This window comes from Bradyrhizobium sp. 23AC, assembly GCF_054863025.1.
Genome location: NZ_JAVAYN010000022.1, coordinates 1 through 16,225 on the forward strand (window position 1 = coordinate 1; position 16,225 = coordinate 16,225).

Sequence of the window (16,225 nt, forward strand, 5' to 3'; positions counted from 1 at the left end):
CCCAGCCAGCATCTTGAATCATATTCGCCCTAGCTCCGGAATCCCTTCCGATTCAATAAATAAGTGAACCGCTCTAGAGCCTTCAGGCCAGGCATGTAGGCTCCGGCAAAGCTAAGCCCGGACAACGCCCAGATTGCGGTCCCGGACCAGAAACCCTGCGAGAACACTCCGAACGCAACTGTCGCCAGCCCGCTCACGACGGAGCCGCAGAGCAGCACCAGACGCGCATCGATTCTATCAGTAAGCGTAGTGAGGATTGGAACCGCGAGCATGTAGCCGAACGCGTAGCCGCTCGCCATCAGCCCGCCTTCCGCGGCACTCAGCCCCCAAGCCGGCATCAGATGCTGAGCGAGATTGGCGGAGAGAGCGACATGGGGCAGCAGATTTCCGATCTGCCCGAGGCACATCGCCACGATCAGAGACCTGCCGCTCAGGCCCGCGCTTCGAGCGTTCATTTGCCCGTCCACCCGACTACGAACATCCGCAGCCGGCAGCGCCCGCCTTCTTCGCGCTCTCATCGCCGCGCAGCACGCGCTTGCATCCTGCTTCGCGGGACCGCCGCAGCATCCGGACGGGCCGACGCCGCTCTCTACGCCGCCGCGGGTGCACACCCCGGTCTCCGGCAATTCAAGCTCGACCCGCGCAGCAGCTTCCTTGTCGCCGGCGATGTCGGCCCCGATCGAGCGGACCTGTTCCTAGCCTGTCATCATCAAGAAGGTCGGGGCGCGCCCGTAAGCTTTCATGCCTGCGAGGTAGAAGCCCCGGTCGTCCTGCTCGAGCTCGCGCGCGCCGTGCGGGCGCACGGTACCGCTGGAGTGCTCGTTCGGATCGATCAGCGGCGCCAGCGCGACTGGCGCATCGATCGCCGGATCGAGTCGCAGCCTGATCTCGCTCAGGAAGGAAAAATCGGGGCGGAAGCCGGTCGCGACCACCAGTTCGTCGGCGACGATGCTGCGTCCACAGCAGGCCGACGAGGTGGCGATCCGGAGCCGGCCATCCGCATGCGCGATGGCGGCGACGGGAAAGCCGGCCTCGACCTGGACCTGTCCCGAGGCGATGAGCGAAGCGAAATGTGCACCGAGTTCGCCGCGGGCGGATAGCTTGTCGTTCGCACCGCCGCCGAAGGATTTTTCGGGATTGCCGCTGCGGAGCAGCCAGATGGGTCGCGTGCTCGGCTCCTGCTGCGCGAGGGCGACGAGGTCGGTGAGCGTGCCGATGGCCGAGTGCCCGCCGCCGAGCACCGCGACGGTCTTGTCCGCGTACCGGCTGCGATCCTTGCCGAGCACGTCCGGCATGCCGTAAGCGATCCGCGATGCGGCCTCGCGCTCGCCGATGGCCGGCAGTCCGCCGGCGCCGGCCGGATTCGGCGAGGCCCACGTGCCGGATGCGTCGATCACGGCGTCGGCGCGTAGCGCCTGAGGGCCCTTGCCGTTCTGATACCGGATCTCGAAGGGGGCGGCTTCGCGCCCCTTCGTCTTCGCCTTGTCGAAGCCGACGCGCCCGACCGCCGTGACGCGGCTGTTCGTCCGGATCACATCCCGCAGCGCGGTCCGCGTCGCAAGCGGCTCGATGTATTGTTCGACGAGCTCGCCGCCGGTCGGATAGACTTGAGGGTCCGGCGAATTCCAGCCCGTCGGTACCAGCAGCCGCGCGGCCGCCCTGTCGACGTTGTACTCCCAGGGCGAGAATAGCTGGACGTGCCGCCACTGGCGCACGGAATGCGCGGCTTCGGGCCCGGCTTCCAGCACGATCGGCGTCATGCCGCGTTCGAGCACGTGGGCCGCGGCCGCAAGACCGACCGGACCGGATCCGATGATCGCCACCGTCTTTGAACCGCCGCTCATCCTTCCTCCTATATTTCTAGAATCATCGAAAAGGATGTCAAAAAAATAGGCCGCGGGACGGGCCGCAGCGCCGCACTCGGCTTCTTCGGCGCAGCACTCGGCTACCAGGAATTTCACAAGACTCCGCATGGTATCGTACTGGGCGTGACAAACTAGGGTCGTCCCTTCGCGGACCTGGCTCACCAGGCCGACGGCGACGAGACCCTTGACATGATGGGACAGCGTCGAGGCCGGGATCTTCAGCCGCTCCTGCAGCCGCCCGACCGACAGGCCAGCGTGGCCGGCACGGACAAGTGTCCGATAGATCTTCAGCCGCGTTGGATTACCCAGCGCTTCCAAGCGTGCCGCTGCATCGTCGATCTTCATGTCCTCATGATGGGCTTCATGTGATCGTCTGTCAAACGGTCTTTCTAGAATATTCGAAATAGCGTGTGGGTTGACATCGGCACGTCATTTCCATAAATCTCGATATATGGAAGACGAGCAAGCAGTCCTCGCCCTCGCCGCGCTGGCCCAGTCCACGCGGCTTCAGGCATTCCGCACCCTGGTGAAACATGAGCCCGACGGCCTCGCCGCCGGCGATCTGGCCCGCGCGCTCGAAGTGCCGCAGAACACCCTATCGGCCCACCTGGCCATCCTTTCCCGCGCCGATCTCGTCACGTCCGAGCGACGCAGCCGCTCGATCGTCTATCGCGCCAATCTACCGGCGTTCCAGGGGATCGCATTGTTCCTACTGCAGGACTGCTGCGGCGGACGGCCGGAGATCTGCGCGCCGGTCGTCGAGAGCTTGAAGCCCTGTTGCCCTCCGAAGCGGAAAAAGGAGAAGACCCGTGTCTGACGGTATCTACAACGTCCTCTTCCTGTGTACCGGCAACTCGGCCCGCTCGATCCTCGCGGAATCGATACTCCGCAAGGACGGCGCCGAACGCTTCCGCGCATTCTCGGCGGGAAGCACGCCGAAGGGCGCGGTCCACCCGCTCGCGCTACGCACGCTCGAGGCATTGGACTATCCGACCGACGGCATGCGCTCGAAGAGTTGGCTCGAGTTCGCAGCTCCCGATGCGCCGGTAATGGATTTCGTATTCACCGTGTGTGACAACGCAGCGGGCGAAGCTTGCCCGATCTGGCCGGGCCAGCCGATGACCGCACACTGGGGGATCGAGGATCCCGCCGCGGTCGAAGGGGCCGACCTGGAGAAGCAGGCCGCGTTCATGACGGCCTTCTGGTTTATGAAGAACCGCATCGGCGCCTTCATCAATCTTCCGATGCGCAACATCGACAAGCTTTCGCTGGGCACCAAGCTCCGCGAGATAGGCCGATCGGAAGGCGCGAGTTCGTCGCGCAACGACGTGGCCTGAGCATGAGCATCTTCGAACGCTATCTCACCCTCTGGGTCGCGCTTTGCATCGTGATCGGCGTCGCGCTCGGTCACGTCGTGCCCGGCTTCTTCGGCGCGGTCGCCGCCGCCGAGGTCGCCAAAGTCAACCTGCCGGTGGCGGTCCTGATCTGGCTCATGATCGTCCCGATGCTGCTGAAGATCGACTTCGGCGCGCTCGGCCAGGTCCGCGAGCACTGGAGGGGCGTCGGCGTGACGCTCTTCATCAACTGGGCGGTCAAGCCCTTCTCGATGGCCGCGCTCGGCTCCTTCTTCGTCGGCCATGTGTTCGCGCCCTTTCTGCCGGCTGCGCAGATCCCGTCCTACATCGCCGGCCTGATCCTGCTCGCGGCGGCGCCCTGCACCGCAATGGTCTTTGTGTGGTCGAATCTGTGCGAGGGCGAACCCCACTACACGCTCAGCCAGGTCGCGCTGAACGATGTCATCATGGTCTTCCTGTTCGCCCCGCTGGTCGGCCTGCTTCTCGGCGTCGCATCGATCACCGTGCCTTGGGCGACACTGTTGCTGTCCGTGGGCCTCTACATCGTTGTGCCGGTCATCGTGGCTCAGGTTTGGCGAAGGACACTCCTAGCGGCTGGCGGCGGAGCCTTCGAGCGCGCGATGCGGACTCTACAGCCGCTCTCCCTCGTCGCGCTGCTAGCGACGCTGGTCCTGCTGTTCGGCTTCCAAGGCGAGCAAATCGTCCGACAACCGGTCGTGATCGTGGTCCTTGCCGTGCCGATCCTGATTCAGGTCTATCTGAACGCCGGCCTCGCCTATTGGCTGAGCCGGCGGTTCGGCGTCGCTTGGTGCGTCGCCGCCCCGGCGGCACTGATTGGCGCCAGCAACTTCTTCGAGCTCGCAGTGGCGGCGGCCATCAGTCTCTTCGGCCTCGACTCCGGCGCAGCGCTCGCGACCGTGGTCGGCGTGCTCGTCGAAGTGCCTGTGATGCTTTCGGTCGTCCGGATCGTGAAGGCGACACGAAGCTGGTATGAGGCCGGAGCGAAGACCTCCAGCCCCGTCGCGAGTGCCCAGCGACCCTAGCGGCCGAGACGCTTCTCTACGCGCTTGCGGGAATTCCCGACCTTCTTGACGGCCTTTTTGACGGCCGATGCCGAGCGGCCGGTCTTCTTCGCTTCGTACCGGACTTCATAGTCCTGGCCCTTGGCTACCCGGGCCCGGTCCTGCTTGCGTCCACGCGCGGTCTGCTTCTTTGCTGCGGCCATCTCGGCTCCACCTCTTGGAATGTTGATAGCGAGGCAACGCCGCAACGATTCGCGAGTTCCCGACTCCGCTTCGCCGCCTCAGTGGCCGCAACGAATGATTGGCGCCCATCCGTCGAGCAACAGACCGTCCCAGGATATGACGCCGTCATCCCACTTCGAAGCGTGCTTGCGGTACATCGAAGCCCAGTGAGGGCTCCATTCGATGATCTGGTCATTGAGGCCATCGTGGACGCGGCACGGCATATCGGGATCGAACGTGTCCATTGAGTTCATGCCGGATGTCCAGGATCGACGTCCTTTGGCGCCTTCTTCTCCCGCTGCGGCGTCATCTTCGCCGGACTTTCCTTGCCGGGCACGCCGCGGGGACCGATCTCTTCGCGCTGGATGTCATCCTCCGAGCGTTCCGGCTCCACGCCATTCATGGGCAGCTCAGGCATCATTCCATCCGCGCCTTTTCTTTTAGGTCGCGGATCCGGATCTCGGCTTCCTCCTTCGAAGTAACGATCTCCGATTCATCCGGCACGCGTGCCATCGCGCTGAGCCTCTTGAGCTCCGCGAGCTGTTCTGCAGTTGGTTTTTCCATCTTGGAGTCCTTGAGCGCCTGCACGACGGCTTCGTCGTCGAGCACGTCCAGCAGTCGGTTTATGGTTTGCTCGCAATCCCTGGGACCGGGCTCGACATGCCGGGCCAGAATGCTCTGCGCGTCTACCAGGGCCTTCGCAATTCGCTGTTCCGGATCCATGGCCGGTACTCCACATAGTCACGGGAAAACGCGGCTATGAACGGCCCGTTCCTTTGCTCAGCCCCTTGAACGAGCTGGCCCGCAGGAGTCCTTCGGAGGTGATGTCACGGTACTCGATGTCGGCATAGAACTTGGGTTCGACCCACGTGGCCTTCGGCTTCCTGATGGTCTTGGTCAGCTTCTGCTTCGGGCTCAGGACGGTATCGAGCGCTTTGCGGATCTGCGCCGACGTGGTTCGATTCCACCCGGTGCCGACCTTCCCCATGTAGACGAGGTCCTTGCCTTCCTGCTTGCCAAGATAAAGCGCCGCGACCCCGCTCGGGTCCTTGATGAAGCCGACGACGGGAAACTTGCCCTTCTGAACCACCTTGATCTTTTGCCAGGCCTCGACCCGTTCCGATCGGTACGGAGCATCCACGCGCTTGGAGACGATGCCCTCATAGTTCAACTTGCTGGCGGCGGCGAACAGCGCTTGCCCGTCACCCTCGTGGTGTTCGCTAAAGAAGATGGGCTCTTCGAGCCTGTGCTCGTCGATCAGCTCCTTGAGCAGCCTCTTCCGCTCGAGCTGCGGCACCTTGCGCAAATCCTTGCCGTTGAGCCACAGCAGATCGAACGCGAAGTAGATCAGGGGTCCTGATCGCCTCTGCCGAGAGCTGCCTGCAGCTCGGAAAAATTGGTGCGACCATCATGGATGACGACGACTTCGCCGTCGACGATGGCCTGACCTTCGATATCGAAGGCGGCCGCAATCCTTGAAAACTTGCTGACCCAATTGTAGCCGTTGCGGGTGTAGGCCCGGCGATCGTCACCATCGATCCGAAGCTGGATGCGGTAGCCGTCGTATTTGACCTCGTGAATCCACCGTGACCCCGAAGGTGCCTTCATCTTCAGGGTCGCCAATTGGGGTCCGATAAACCCCGGCATTGTAGGGACCTCCGGCTCTGAGGCCCGAGACGCCTTCGTACGCTTTGCCACGCTACGCCACTCACAAAAAACCCGCCGCCGGGTTGGGGCCGACGGCGGGCAGTCTACCTACCTTACTCAACGAGTCTCGCAACTTCGCAGGCTGGGAGGAGTTCCGATCCCGCTGGTCCATAAGCTTTCGAATTTGAGCGGCCCGCACGTCAGGGTGCAGTGCCGAATAGGCCAATCCTTCCCGCATCGAACTCCGGTCGATAGCGGGCGTTTACCTAGCATGTCAGACGCATTCGACTACTTCCGGGCCTATGCCGTCCGAGCTCTGTGCAAGGCGAGATCTATGCCGCGGGGCCGGATGAAGCACCTCCAGCTGGTGGCCGGCCGGATTTACAATCTACTCAAGAAAGAAGCTGCCTACGGTCCGAATATTCAGCACCTCGAGGATTTTCGCGCGGCCCAGAAGCTCGAAAACTCTCTTGATCGCGGGCCACGTGGCGGCCCGGGCCGTCGCCTTCCTCCGGCGGCGCCGCAAAGCTCGAACCGGGAGGCTCCCTGAATGCCTTCGCTCGACGCTCGCGGTGTGGCAAGTCTCCTGCGAGAGTACGCGCAGCGCACCGCCTTGCGAGGGGGCAATCCCTATCGGGCGAAGGCCTATTCGAGAGCTGCCGATAGTCTGGCAGCCCTCGCCGTTCCTCTGGGCGTCCTCATCGCCGAAGACCGGCTGACGGAGATCCCCGGAGTCGGCGATGCGATCGCCGACATCATCACCAAGCTCCACAAGACGGGCAGTCATCCCAGCCTCGAAAAGCTGCGCAAGGAGATCCCCGAGGGCGTGCTCGAGATGCTCGCTGTACCCGGCCTTCGTCCGGAGAAGGTGCTACGCCTCCACAAGGATCTCGGCATCGGCTCGCTCGCAGAATTAGAGGCCGCCGCCAAGGACGACCGGATCAAGAAGGCGAAAGGACTCGGCGCCGCGCTGCAGACGAAAATCCTGCAGAACCTCGCCATCGCCAAAAGCGGAGAAGGCCGCCTCCACCTGCACCGAGCCGCGGCCCTGCTCGCGCATGCCAAGGACCTGATCCGCAAGTCCCGCCCCGAACTCAAGCGGGTGACGATCGCAGGCGATTTCCGTCGAGGCTGCGAACTCGTCGCCGATCTCACAATCGTTGCGGAGACTGCCAAGTCGGAAAAGACGTCCATGCCATCGGCCAACGGGCTGCAAGTCCGCGTGTCCGACCGCAAACATTTCGGCGCGGTCCTTCTCTTCGCCACCGGCTCCGCCGCTCACATCGAGCAGCTCCAAGCCTTGGCCGCCGAGAAGGGACTGCGCTTGGAAGCTGACGGCCTGCACAAGGGTCGCACACTAGTCGCCGGCGAGGAGGCCGACATCTACCAGGCACTCGGACTGCCCTACATCGATCCCGAACTTCGGGAGGGGCGCGGAGAGGTCGAGCTGGCCCTAAGGGGCAAGCTGCCGAAGCTTGTCACCGACGAGGACCTCTGCGGAATCCTTCACTGCCATACGGATGCTTCCGACGGCACCGAGACCCTGGACACGATGGCGAAGGCGACCCGCGCGCGCGGTTTCGAATATTTCGGGGTCGCCGATCATTCGAAGTCGGCCCATTACGCCGGCGGCCTGTCAGTCGAGCAGATCGCCGAGCAGCGCCGGGAGGCCGACCGGCTGAACAAGCTCTTCGGCAAGGATTTCCGGATCCTGAAAGGCATCGAGTCCGACATTCTGGCGGACGGCTCGCTGGACTACAACGACGAGGTGCTTGAACGTTTCGACTTCGTTGTCGCCAGCATCCACGGCCGCTTCAAGCTGGACCGCAAGGCACAGACGCAGCGCCTGCTACGGGCCATTTCCAATCCCCACACCACCATCATCGGCCACATGACGGGGCGACAGCTGCAGCGGCGGCCGGGTTACGAAATCGACGTCGAGAGGGTGCTGCGGGCCTGCGCCAAGCATGACGTGGTCGTCGAGATCAACGCCCACCCATGGCGGCTCGACCTGGACTGGCGTTGGCATCAGGCGGCGCTGGAATTTGGCTGCATGCTGAGCATCAACCCCGACGCCCACTCGATTCCAGAGCTCGACCACATGCACTGGGGCGTCGAGATGGCCCGTAAGGGCGGTGTCCCTGCCGACCGAGTCCTGAACGCGATGACGCTTGCGGAGATCACGCGCTACCTCCGCCAGAAGCGGCGCCCGGTCGCCCGTGCCGCCTGATGCCGCACGGGCACGATCTCCCGCTTGAGGGAAGGGTCGTCGCGGTCGCGGCCGATCGCGGGCACCACTTCAGCAAGCCATTACGGGATAAGATCACGCTGGTGCAAGGCCATGGCGTCGAAGGCGACGCCCACGCCGGCGCCTTCGTCCGGCACCGCTATCTAGCTCGTCGCCGACCTCGCCTAGCCAATCTCCGGCAGGTTCACCTAATCCCATCCGAGCTCTTCGCATCGCTCGCGAAGGCTGGTTTCGACATTGGAGCAGGAGAGCTCGGCGAGAACATCACCACAGCCGACCTGAACCTCGAAGGGATGCCGCTTGGGACGCTGATCGAACTCGGACCGGCGGCGATCGTGGAGCTCACCGGCCTGCGGACGCCCTGTGTCCTCATCGACCGCTTCAGAGCCGGCTTGAAACGGCAGGTGCTCTCGTCGGCGGAAACAGGCACACCATTCAAGTGCGGCGTGATGGGCGTGGTTCGGGCCGGTGGCGCAGTAGCGGCCGGCGACACCGCGCGGGTGCGCCTCCGGTCCACCTCGTTTCAGGCTTTGCCGGCGCTGTAGGAGCCCGGTGCACAGCTCGGCCCATCGAGTGCCGAATCGAAAAGAGCTCGGTAGATCGGGCTGGCATGGCCGCAAACAAGGTAACGGCGGTACGCTTGGGGCTGGGAAAGGCAATCGACGGTCCGCGACTATCAAGCCGCCCAGCTTCGCTGGCGGCTTTTTTCTTTGCCTAATCTAGGAGGCGTTTGCCCTCGCTCGTTCGCGGGCTTCGCGGCGGCGTTCTCGGCGCTCGCGCCGCCGCTTGGCACGATCGGCCGGCTGCCGCAGCGGGGGAACGGGCGGCGGGAAGGTCGCAATGAAATCCTGAACTGAATGTGCTTGGGCCGTCTCCGGCGCAGTTGGGCGCGCTTCCATGATCTCGAGCGCGGCCCGTCCTTTGGCTGTGATCTTCCATCCCCCGCTTATGCGTTCGACCAGCCCTTGTGACCAGATGTCGAGGTCCGGAACCCTGGCCGCGAGGCGCCTGGTTCGATCCGCCCAGTCGCGGCCACTGGTCGCCAGGATGGCCATGTCACGCTTGAGGTCGTCCATCACGGCAAACCCATCCGGATAAGCCGCAAGGATCTTCAGGACCGTGACCTGGAAGTTCACCTCCGCCCCCGCGTCGTCAGCGCCACATCGTGGGCGCGTGTGAGAGGGCCTTGCGGCCGACCTGTCTGAGGTCCTCGGGAGAGAGCTCGCCATTGGTGGCGGCCTCCAGAATTTTTGAGGCCACATGGGTACGCGCCCCGATCTCGCGCTGCGAAAGGCCCTCGCAGACTTCGTCGAAAACCGCGCGCAAAAGCGCGGTAGTTGCCATGTCGAACATGAGATGCCCCCAACAAGGGAAAGTCGCATCTTAACCGAGTTTTCCCGGTCGTGGGATTCAGGAATGTTAAGCTTCGCGGAAAATGCGTTTCTACTTAGGAAGAGGCCCGGCGCCGACGCCACAGGCTGGCTGATCTCGCAGCATTGCAGTGCAGTGCAGGGCGAGGCACAGACGGCGGGCGCGTCCGATGTACACTTGAGCCGGTGACATGCGGCTGAGCCGATGTCGCGATCGAAGCAAGCCAGAGCTTGGGGCGACATTTCCTACGGCCGGCCCAAGGCGCTGCGGAGGGTCTCGAGCAGATATTCGGATCTCCACGATTTCCCGACATTGGCCGCATCGCGCAGGACGGGTTGGCCTCGGAGATCGGCGGCAACGTAGCCGCTGGCGAGAATGAAGGGCACGGACATCGACCGGAGCGTCTCGGCAACTGGGGTGACCCACTTTCCCGCCAAGTTGACGTCGAGAATGGCGGCGTCGGGCCGCTCAACCTTCAAGAGCTCCAAGGCGCCATCTATGTCTGGCACCGGGCCCATCACGCGATATCCGGCCGCCCTCAGCTCGGTGTCGAGCTCCAGTGCAATCAGGTACTCGTCTTCGACAACCAATATTCGGGGAGCGTCGTCCACGATGTGCCCCCCGGTCTTCAAGACTCCACAGGCGCTGCGATGTGAACGAGTAAACCGGTGGGCTCGTACTTCAGTTCCACGGAGCCCCTTAAGCCCTGCACCGCGCTGAGATCGATCAGCCTCGAGCCGAACCCGGAGCGAGTCGGCGGAGTTACGGGCGGGCCGTTTTCCTCGCGCCAATCGATGTGAAGGACGCCCTTGCCTTCCTCCTCCGATTTGCGCCAGCTGAGGTGTACCAGCCCTCCAGGCTCGGAGAGCGCACCGTACTTCCAGGCGTTGGTGACGAGTTCATGCAGGATGAGGCTCATCGGCACGACCTGACGTGAGCTGAGGCGAATGGCCGGTCCGGCGATCACCCGGTAGCGGTCCGGGCCCGCAGCCTTCAAAGATTGCTCCACCAAGGCACTCAGATCGGTCTCGGCGCTGCCGCCCAGCGCGAGGGTCTCCGCTTCGGCCACGGCTTGGAATCGTCCAAGGAAAGCATCGCGATACTCCTTCGCTGACAAGCCTTCCACATCGGTCTGACTGGCGAGAGAGCGGACGATTGCCAGAAGGTTTTTCATCCGATGGCGTGTTTCGGCCAGGAGAATGTCTTTCTGAGCGTCGCCATGCCGCCTGTCGGTCACGTCCTCGAATAGGATCAGAACGCTGGTGCTATTATTATCGGGATGAACCAAGCGACGGGCGCTGACCAGCATTGTTCGCGGCCCGATGGTTGGGAAATTGGCTGCCACTTCATAGCCGACGACAGCGGTGGACCGGGGAATGATCTCGCCGACTAGGCGTCTGAGTTCGGGTATGTCCCATTGTCCGTTGCCGAGGTCGAAGAGGCTGCGCCCAACCGTGTCGTCCCGTCCGACCCTGAAGGTTTCGTAGAACCCGCGATTGGCTGTCAGAACACATCCCCCCTGGTCAAGCACAAGGAGTGGCTCCTCAAGGGTGTCAACGATCCCTTGCGCCTGGACGTGCTCGCTGCGTAGAAGCCGGTACAAGTCTTCGAGATTCATCGGGCCGCTCGCCTTGGAAGGTCTCCCACCAAGCTAATCTGTGGCCAAACCGTTCACAAACGAAAATGGGCTGGTTGATGTGCAGACAACGTCGCGCGGGGCGGTCCGACGCTTTCACGTCATCGGCCGAAATGATCCAAGTGCCGCTAAATCCTTGGTTTGAGCCGCTTACGCCCTTTGAGCCATTCCTGAAGAGTTCCGCCAGAGGCGCGAAAGATAGTCCTTGCTCGGCGGCTGCGGAGAGGCGCACGCTGTGGCCATCACAGCGCGGACCTTGGCTGCTATCTGTGATGAGAACGCCGGTAGCGCTCCCGCCCTCCTCGAACAAGGGAGCAGCGCCATGACGAAGCGGCGTCGTTTCAAACAGACTAGATCTCTGGAAGAGCGCCTTGCCGAAGAGGCTCAGCGTTTGCGCGAAGAAGCGAGCCTGCTTCCGCACGGGTCCCTACGCGAGCAGGTCATCCGGAAGGCGCGGCAATGTGAGACCGGCTCGCACATGAGCGATTGGCTGCGATCGCCGGGATTGAAGCCGCCCGAGTGAGCCGCTCTAAGTTAGAAACTGCTGCAGCGGGGGCTGGTTGACCCTTCATGGCAGAGTCTTTCGGCAGAGAGTTTACCATCGTCGAGGCGACGTCGGACTCGGGATCGACGGAAGTATGGCTTGCTTTGGCCAAGCCAAGCCAGGCCGTGACGCTGGTCCTTGCGGCCGTGCCGGAGGGTTGGACAGCACAAATCTTGCCGGCCGTCTTGTCCGAAAAGCAGCAAAAGATGTTCGAAGAGGTCGAACTCCAGCCGGGTGACGTCTACAGACTATCGTCGGAATAAAAAGCTCAGCCAGTGTATCTTTGCGTCTCGCAAGATCTCTCCTCCCGGCTATCAACTTGCGGACCTGGGGCAAGGCCTGGGCCCCGCCCTTCTTCGGGCTTTCAACGAGCGCTGTCCAGATTTCCGATGTACTGTGCTGCATGGACCACGCCATGCTTCTGGAGCACCTAGCGATCGCCGAACGCCACGTCGCTGAAGGCGAGAGGCTTATTGCCAAGCAGGAAGCCCTGATCTCAGAGCTGGAGCGGCATAACCACGACGTCGCGGGCGCAAGGGCCGTGTTGGCCACGATGCGGGAAACACAGTCGCTTCATATCGACGACCGGGATCGGATATTGAGGGAATTGGGACATTAGCTTGTTGGGTTGCGTCAATGCTCCGTCACTCAGCAAAGCCTTGAAGGAGCCCAAGCCAAAGACACGTCTGGCTGTCAAGCCAATGCGTTTGGAAGAGGCGCACGGGGCCGACGCGGCAGGCACGTTTTCATCTGCCGTGACGTGGGCCATGCGAGAATTTTGCGCCAAAGCTTCCTGACGGAACTCTCGATGCATCCTACTCGTTCTTCTCGTCTCGTCCTCCAGCTATGGCCCGAAAATCAACCCTACCTCGTCGCCTGCAGCCCATGCTGGCCACGCTGACGAACTCGCCTTTCGACGATCCCAATTGGGTTTTCGAGGACAAGTTCGATGGTTTCCGCATGGTCGCGGAAATCCGGCGTGGTCGGGTCGCGCTCTACAGCCGCAATGGAAAGATCATCAGCCACTCCTACGTGGAGGTCGCGAAGGCGCTTGAGGGCGTGAAGGTGGACGCCGTGATCGATGGCGAGCTGGTCGCGATCGGCCAGGACGGCGTATCCCATTTCCAGTTGCTTCAAAACGCCCTGCGCCATGAGGCTAAGCTTTTGTACTGCGCGTTCGACCTCATGTTCGCAGACGGCGAGGATCTGCGTGCGCTGCCGCTCCTCGAGCGCAAGAAGCGGCTCAAGGCCATCCTGCCGCGCCACAAGCTGATCGCATTCATCAAGCACCGCAAAGGCAGCGGCACGAAGTTCTTCGCAGAAGCCGAGCAGAGAAATCTCGAAGGCATCATGGCCAAGCGCGCGGACAGCCCGTACGCGTCCGGACGCCGGACCGCCGACTGGCTGAAGGTGAAGACCGCGCAGCGGCAGGAGGTAGTCATCGCCGGCTTCACGGCGCCGAGGCGAACCCGGCCCTTCTTCGGCGCCCTCGTGCTGGCTGTACGCGAAGGCGATGCATGGCGGTATATCGGGCACGTCGGCACCGGCTTCAGCCACCAGGTTCTGGAACAGCTTCACGGCAAGCTCATGCGACTCAAGACTGCCAAGTCGCCCTTTCCTGCCAGGGTAAAGGATGAGCAGGTCACGACCTGGGTGCGTCCTGCATTGGTCGCGGAGGTGAAGTTCGCGGAGTGGACCAGCAAGGGCGAGCTGCGCCAGCCGGTCTATCTCGGGCTGCGGACCGACAAAAACGCGAAGGACGTCGTACGCGAAAAGCAGTGGTCGCGAAAATAGCACCACCAAGACGAAGCGTACGACCTGTTCAGCCGGCCTCGCGCTCGGATGCCGAAGGCCACGGCGGCAGGGGCGGCAACCCGAGAGCCTTGCGGACGGGTCCGAACGACCGCCGGTGAGCAGCGCATGCGCCGAGCCTGGCGAGCGCATCATAGTGAGCCGGCACCGGATAGCCCTTGTGATCCGCGAAGCCGTAGCCGGGGTGTCGCAGGTCGAGCGCTTGCATGACGGCGTCGCGCTCGACTTTCGCCAGGATGGAGGCTGCGGCGATGCTGGCAGACTTGGCATCGCCCTTGATGATTGCCTGCTGAGGGATGTCGATTTCCTTCAACCGCTTCGCATCGATCAGCAGGTGCTGTGGCGTCAGCCCTAGCCCCCGGACAGCGCGCTGCATAGCCTGGATGCCCGCCAAATAAATGTTGATTGCGTCGATCTCCTCGACCTCAACGAACGCCACACACCAAGTCTCTGCCTTTTGCTTGATCTCCCTCGCGAGTTCTTCGCGAGCCGCGGCGTCGAGTTTTTTCGAGTCATCGATCCCGACTATCCGCGTGCCGGGTTTCAGGATCACGGCGCCAGCGGAGACCGGCCCGGCGAGAGGGCTCATTCCGGCCTCGTCCACGCCCGCCACGGCATGATGGCCGCTTTCCCAGAGGGAGGTCTCAAAGCGGAGCATCTTGCGGAGGCGCTGCCCTTCGGACCTGTTTTCGAAGCGCCGTTTATCGATTGCAGCGAGGATGGCACGGGCTCCCGCGCGCGTGTCGGCCCGTAAGATATGTTCGACGCTGGCCTCGAGCGGTCTCTTCTCGACGACATAGCGCTGACGCAATACATCGAGGGGATACTGGGACATCGCGGCCTTCGTGAACACTGACTGTAGGGGAGCGTGTCGGTGAACTGTGGCGATTGTCTGAAGCTATGCCATGCCGCCCTCATCGACTCCGCAGCGCCTTGTCGAACGGAACTGGGCCGGCTCTCATCTGAGGGTCCTCATATTCTGCGCGGCCACCGAATTTACACATCGCTTCCAGCGACCTCATAGCAGAACCAAATCATCCCTGAGAAAGAGTGAGCATCGATCCCGGGGTGCTTTCGAGGGGACCGGCCCATGCTCCGACAGACCAGCAACGAAGAACAGATTCTGGACCGCACCGCCGTCAGGCCGTTCGTTTTTCATGGAGCCGGGAGTTGATCTGCGACATCAAGATCGGCCCAAGAGAAAACTCCCCGACCTCCGCTTTCCGCGTCAGCCCGCGCAAGTAGCCGCCAGCCGATCTAATCGCTGTGCCACGCTGCAGGATGCAGGCGACAACCACCGCGGCCTGCATTTCTCCCAGGACGTTTTGCGCCTCCTCCCAGGCGCTTGGGCTGATCCCCAGCGAGGACCGCACAACAGCCGCCGTGGCGAAGAAATCGCGCCAGTTCGAGATCCCGCCCTTGGCATAGTCGACGATGTCCGGGCACGCACTCAAGACCATTCCTAACGGATACGCCGCTTCCCCGACTCGCGATGGTTGAGGGTTTGGCTCAGCTCCCGCCGCCCTGCCTTCTCGAAGGCGAGGTTCAAGATCAGTAAAGGCATCGGTATTTGAATTCTGTATGTGGCGCTCAGACTGGGACTCATTGGCGCTCGGATTCTTGGATTTGATGTATGCTTCCAGAAGATTGAGCACGTCGTCAGCGAGCTGCGACAGCTCGTCTGCGATCGGCTCGAGCTCCTGACGGGTCGCGGTGCGCGGAATCTGGGCGACCATTGCGCGGAAGGCGGCGTGCACCTCCTGCCAATCGGCAGGCCCCTGCCCTGCCCTTCGCGTCGGGACGCCTTCCTCAATGCCCGTTGCAATCATCTTCGCGATGTCGCGCCGGCACAGCGTAATTCGCTCACGCACCAGCTTAAGTGCTCGGGCTTCCGCTTCGATATCGGCCGCCAGGCTCTCGAACTCTTCCGAGCGCACGACAAGCGGTGACAGATCGAAGCCGAAGGCGAGCTCGATTTCGCCAGCATTGCCCTTGCGTGCATAGCGCTTGCCGTTTGGACTATCGCGCCGAACAATCAGTCCAGCGTCGACCAGCACAGCGAGGTGTCGCCGCAGCGTCGATGCCGGCATGCCGTGCGCTCGCCGACTGAGCTGATGGTTCGAGGGGAAGACGATCAGATCATCCTCTCCTGTCAGTGCGGTCTCAGGATGGAAGGTCAGCAGCGCGTTTAAGACCGATAGCGAGCGCTCCGACACACCAAGGCGCGGCCGTGCCGTGCAGATGGCGTGAAAGATCTTCCATTTGTGAACGATCTTTTCGGGAGGTCGTTCGGTTGCGACCATCTGGCTTGCCACATGGGCAAGCGTCAACGATCGCCGCCCAAAAGGCGTCGTTGGAGAGTGTGACTGCATGTCTCTGCCTCAGCCGGGCAAAGGAAACCTGCTCGCCGAAACGACGATAAAATCGCGTAGAAACTCTTGACTGCGATTCGCGAAAGTGATTCTCTGTCAGTCGCCAAACTTGAAGAGAAGGGCTTCCGGAA

At 62.7% G+C, this 16,225-nt stretch carries 20 protein-coding genes and 4 pseudogenes; 9 read left to right on the forward strand and 15 right to left on the reverse strand.

Annotation, left to right across the window (positions count from 1 at the left end; all coding sequences use genetic code 11):
* Positions 1-74: 74 nt before the first annotated feature.
* The 3 pseudogenes from RAD10_RS34555 to RAD10_RS34565 all read right to left on the reverse strand — a co-directional run.
* Positions 75-407 (reverse strand): annotated as a pseudogene (locus RAD10_RS34555) (MFS transporter); the annotation flags it as partial.
* Between the two features lie 64 nt (positions 408-471).
* Positions 472-1,844, reverse strand: a pseudogene (locus RAD10_RS34560) (NAD(P)-binding domain-containing protein).
* A gap of 51 nt (positions 1,845-1,895) precedes the next feature.
* Positions 1,896-2,210, reverse strand: a pseudogene (locus RAD10_RS34565) (ArsR/SmtB family transcription factor); the annotation flags it as partial.
* A gap of 106 nt (positions 2,211-2,316) precedes the next feature.
* Between RAD10_RS34565 and RAD10_RS34570 the strand changes: the two are divergent.
* The 3 genes from RAD10_RS34570 to arsB are packed head-to-tail and all read left to right on the forward strand — an operon-like array spanning position 2,317 to position 4,263.
* A complete protein-coding gene (locus RAD10_RS34570) occupies positions 2,317-2,682 on the forward strand; it encodes an ArsR/SmtB family transcription factor (RefSeq protein ID WP_461620942.1) in 366 nt (121 codons plus the stop codon).
* Entirely contained in the window at positions 2,675-3,202 is a 528-nt protein-coding gene (locus RAD10_RS34575; RefSeq protein ID WP_461620943.1) for an arsenate reductase ArsC, read from the forward strand. The genes RAD10_RS34570 and RAD10_RS34575 overlap by 8 nt, the downstream gene beginning before the upstream one ends.
* A gap of 2 nt (positions 3,203-3,204) precedes the next feature.
* Positions 3,205-4,263: an ACR3 family arsenite efflux transporter gene (gene arsB / locus RAD10_RS34580; protein ID WP_461620944.1), complete on the forward strand. Its 1,059-nt coding sequence runs from the start codon at positions 3,205-3,207 to the stop codon at positions 4,261-4,263.
* Here the strand turns inward: arsB and RAD10_RS34585 are convergent.
* The 6 genes and pseudogenes from RAD10_RS34585 to RAD10_RS34610 form a co-directional block, all read right to left on the reverse strand.
* Entirely contained in the window at positions 4,260-4,445 is a 186-nt protein-coding gene (locus tag RAD10_RS34585) for a DUF3606 domain-containing protein (protein ID WP_461620945.1), read from the reverse strand. The two genes, arsB and RAD10_RS34585, sit on opposite strands and share 4 nt — an antisense overlap.
* A 78-nt stretch (positions 4,446-4,523) precedes the next feature.
* Positions 4,524-4,718, reverse strand: coding sequence for a hypothetical protein (locus RAD10_RS34590; protein WP_461620946.1), 195 nt, complete (start codon positions 4,716-4,718; stop codon positions 4,524-4,526).
* Positions 4,715-4,885, reverse strand: a complete 171-nt coding sequence (locus RAD10_RS34595) for a hypothetical protein (RefSeq protein ID WP_461620947.1) — start codon at positions 4,883-4,885, stop codon at positions 4,715-4,717. The genes RAD10_RS34590 and RAD10_RS34595 overlap by 4 nt, the downstream gene beginning before the upstream one ends.
* A complete protein-coding gene (locus tag RAD10_RS34600) occupies positions 4,882-5,187 on the reverse strand; it encodes a hypothetical protein (protein WP_461620948.1) in 306 nt (101 codons plus the stop codon). The genes RAD10_RS34595 and RAD10_RS34600 overlap by 4 nt, the downstream gene beginning before the upstream one ends.
* 34 nt (positions 5,188-5,221) lie before the next feature.
* Entirely contained in the window at positions 5,222-5,452 is a 231-nt protein-coding gene (locus tag RAD10_RS34605; protein ID WP_461621030.1) for an ATP dependent DNA ligase, read from the reverse strand.
* Between the two features lie 162 nt (positions 5,453-5,614).
* Positions 5,615-6,111, reverse strand: a pseudogene (locus RAD10_RS34610) (ATP-dependent DNA ligase); the annotation flags it as partial.
* Positions 6,112-6,661: 550 nt separating this feature from the next.
* Here RAD10_RS34610 and RAD10_RS34615 point away from each other — a divergent pair.
* Both RAD10_RS34615 and RAD10_RS34620 read left to right on the forward strand, forming a co-directional pair.
* Complete coding sequence (locus RAD10_RS34615; protein WP_461620949.1) at positions 6,662-8,341, forward strand: PHP domain-containing protein; 1,680 nt, start codon at positions 6,662-6,664, stop codon at positions 8,339-8,341.
* Positions 8,341-8,904, forward strand: coding sequence for an MOSC domain-containing protein (locus tag RAD10_RS34620; RefSeq protein WP_461620950.1), 564 nt, complete (start codon positions 8,341-8,343; stop codon positions 8,902-8,904). The genes RAD10_RS34615 and RAD10_RS34620 overlap by 1 nt, the downstream gene beginning before the upstream one ends.
* A 174-nt stretch (positions 8,905-9,078) precedes the next feature.
* On the opposite strand, the gene RAD10_RS34625 is transcribed toward RAD10_RS34620, so the two are convergent.
* From RAD10_RS34625 to RAD10_RS34640, 4 genes are all read right to left on the reverse strand, one after another.
* Complete coding sequence (locus tag RAD10_RS34625) at positions 9,079-9,495, reverse strand: hypothetical protein (protein WP_461620951.1); 417 nt, start codon at positions 9,493-9,495, stop codon at positions 9,079-9,081.
* Between the two features lie 16 nt (positions 9,496-9,511).
* Positions 9,512-9,712 (reverse strand): hypothetical protein, encoded by a 201-nt coding sequence (locus RAD10_RS34630; RefSeq protein WP_461620952.1) that lies wholly within the window; start codon positions 9,710-9,712, stop codon positions 9,512-9,514.
* Positions 9,713-9,975: 263 nt separating this feature from the next.
* On the reverse strand, positions 9,976-10,341 hold the full coding sequence (locus tag RAD10_RS34635) for a response regulator (RefSeq protein WP_461620953.1): 366 nt from the start codon (positions 10,339-10,341) through the stop codon (positions 9,976-9,978).
* Between the two features lie 17 nt (positions 10,342-10,358).
* A complete protein-coding gene (locus RAD10_RS34640; RefSeq protein WP_461620954.1) occupies positions 10,359-11,348 on the reverse strand; it encodes a sensor histidine kinase in 990 nt (329 codons plus the stop codon).
* A gap of 340 nt (positions 11,349-11,688) precedes the next feature.
* Between RAD10_RS34640 and RAD10_RS34645 the strand changes: the two genes are divergently transcribed.
* The 4 genes from RAD10_RS34645 to ligD all read left to right on the forward strand — a co-directional run bounded on the left by RAD10_RS34645 (position 11,689) and on the right by ligD (position 13,704).
* Positions 11,689-11,889 carry a hypothetical protein gene (locus RAD10_RS34645; protein WP_461620955.1) on the forward strand — a complete coding sequence of 67 codons (201 nt, stop codon included), beginning with the start codon at positions 11,689-11,691 and terminating at the stop codon, positions 11,887-11,889.
* 47 nt (positions 11,890-11,936) lie between these two features.
* Positions 11,937-12,173, forward strand: coding sequence for a hypothetical protein (locus RAD10_RS34650; protein WP_461620956.1), 237 nt, complete (start codon positions 11,937-11,939; stop codon positions 12,171-12,173).
* A 152-nt stretch (positions 12,174-12,325) separates the two neighbouring features.
* On the forward strand, positions 12,326-12,529 hold the full coding sequence (locus RAD10_RS34655; RefSeq protein WP_461620957.1) for a hypothetical protein: 204 nt from the start codon (positions 12,326-12,328) through the stop codon (positions 12,527-12,529).
* A gap of 227 nt (positions 12,530-12,756) precedes the next feature.
* Positions 12,757-13,704 (forward strand): non-homologous end-joining DNA ligase, encoded by a 948-nt coding sequence (ligD, locus tag RAD10_RS34660; protein ID WP_461620958.1) that lies wholly within the window; start codon positions 12,757-12,759, stop codon positions 13,702-13,704.
* Between the two features lie 28 nt (positions 13,705-13,732).
* Here the strand turns inward: ligD and RAD10_RS34665 are convergent, their stop codons facing one another.
* Together RAD10_RS34665 and repC are read right to left on the reverse strand one after the other, a co-directional pair.
* Positions 13,733-14,557 (reverse strand): ribonuclease HII, encoded by an 825-nt coding sequence (locus RAD10_RS34665; protein ID WP_461620959.1) that lies wholly within the window; start codon positions 14,555-14,557, stop codon positions 13,733-13,735.
* Between the two features lie 304 nt (positions 14,558-14,861).
* Entirely contained in the window at positions 14,862-16,094 is a 1,233-nt protein-coding gene (gene repC / locus RAD10_RS34670; RefSeq protein ID WP_461620960.1) for a plasmid replication protein RepC, read from the reverse strand.
* Positions 16,095-16,225: the final 131 nt, after the last annotated feature.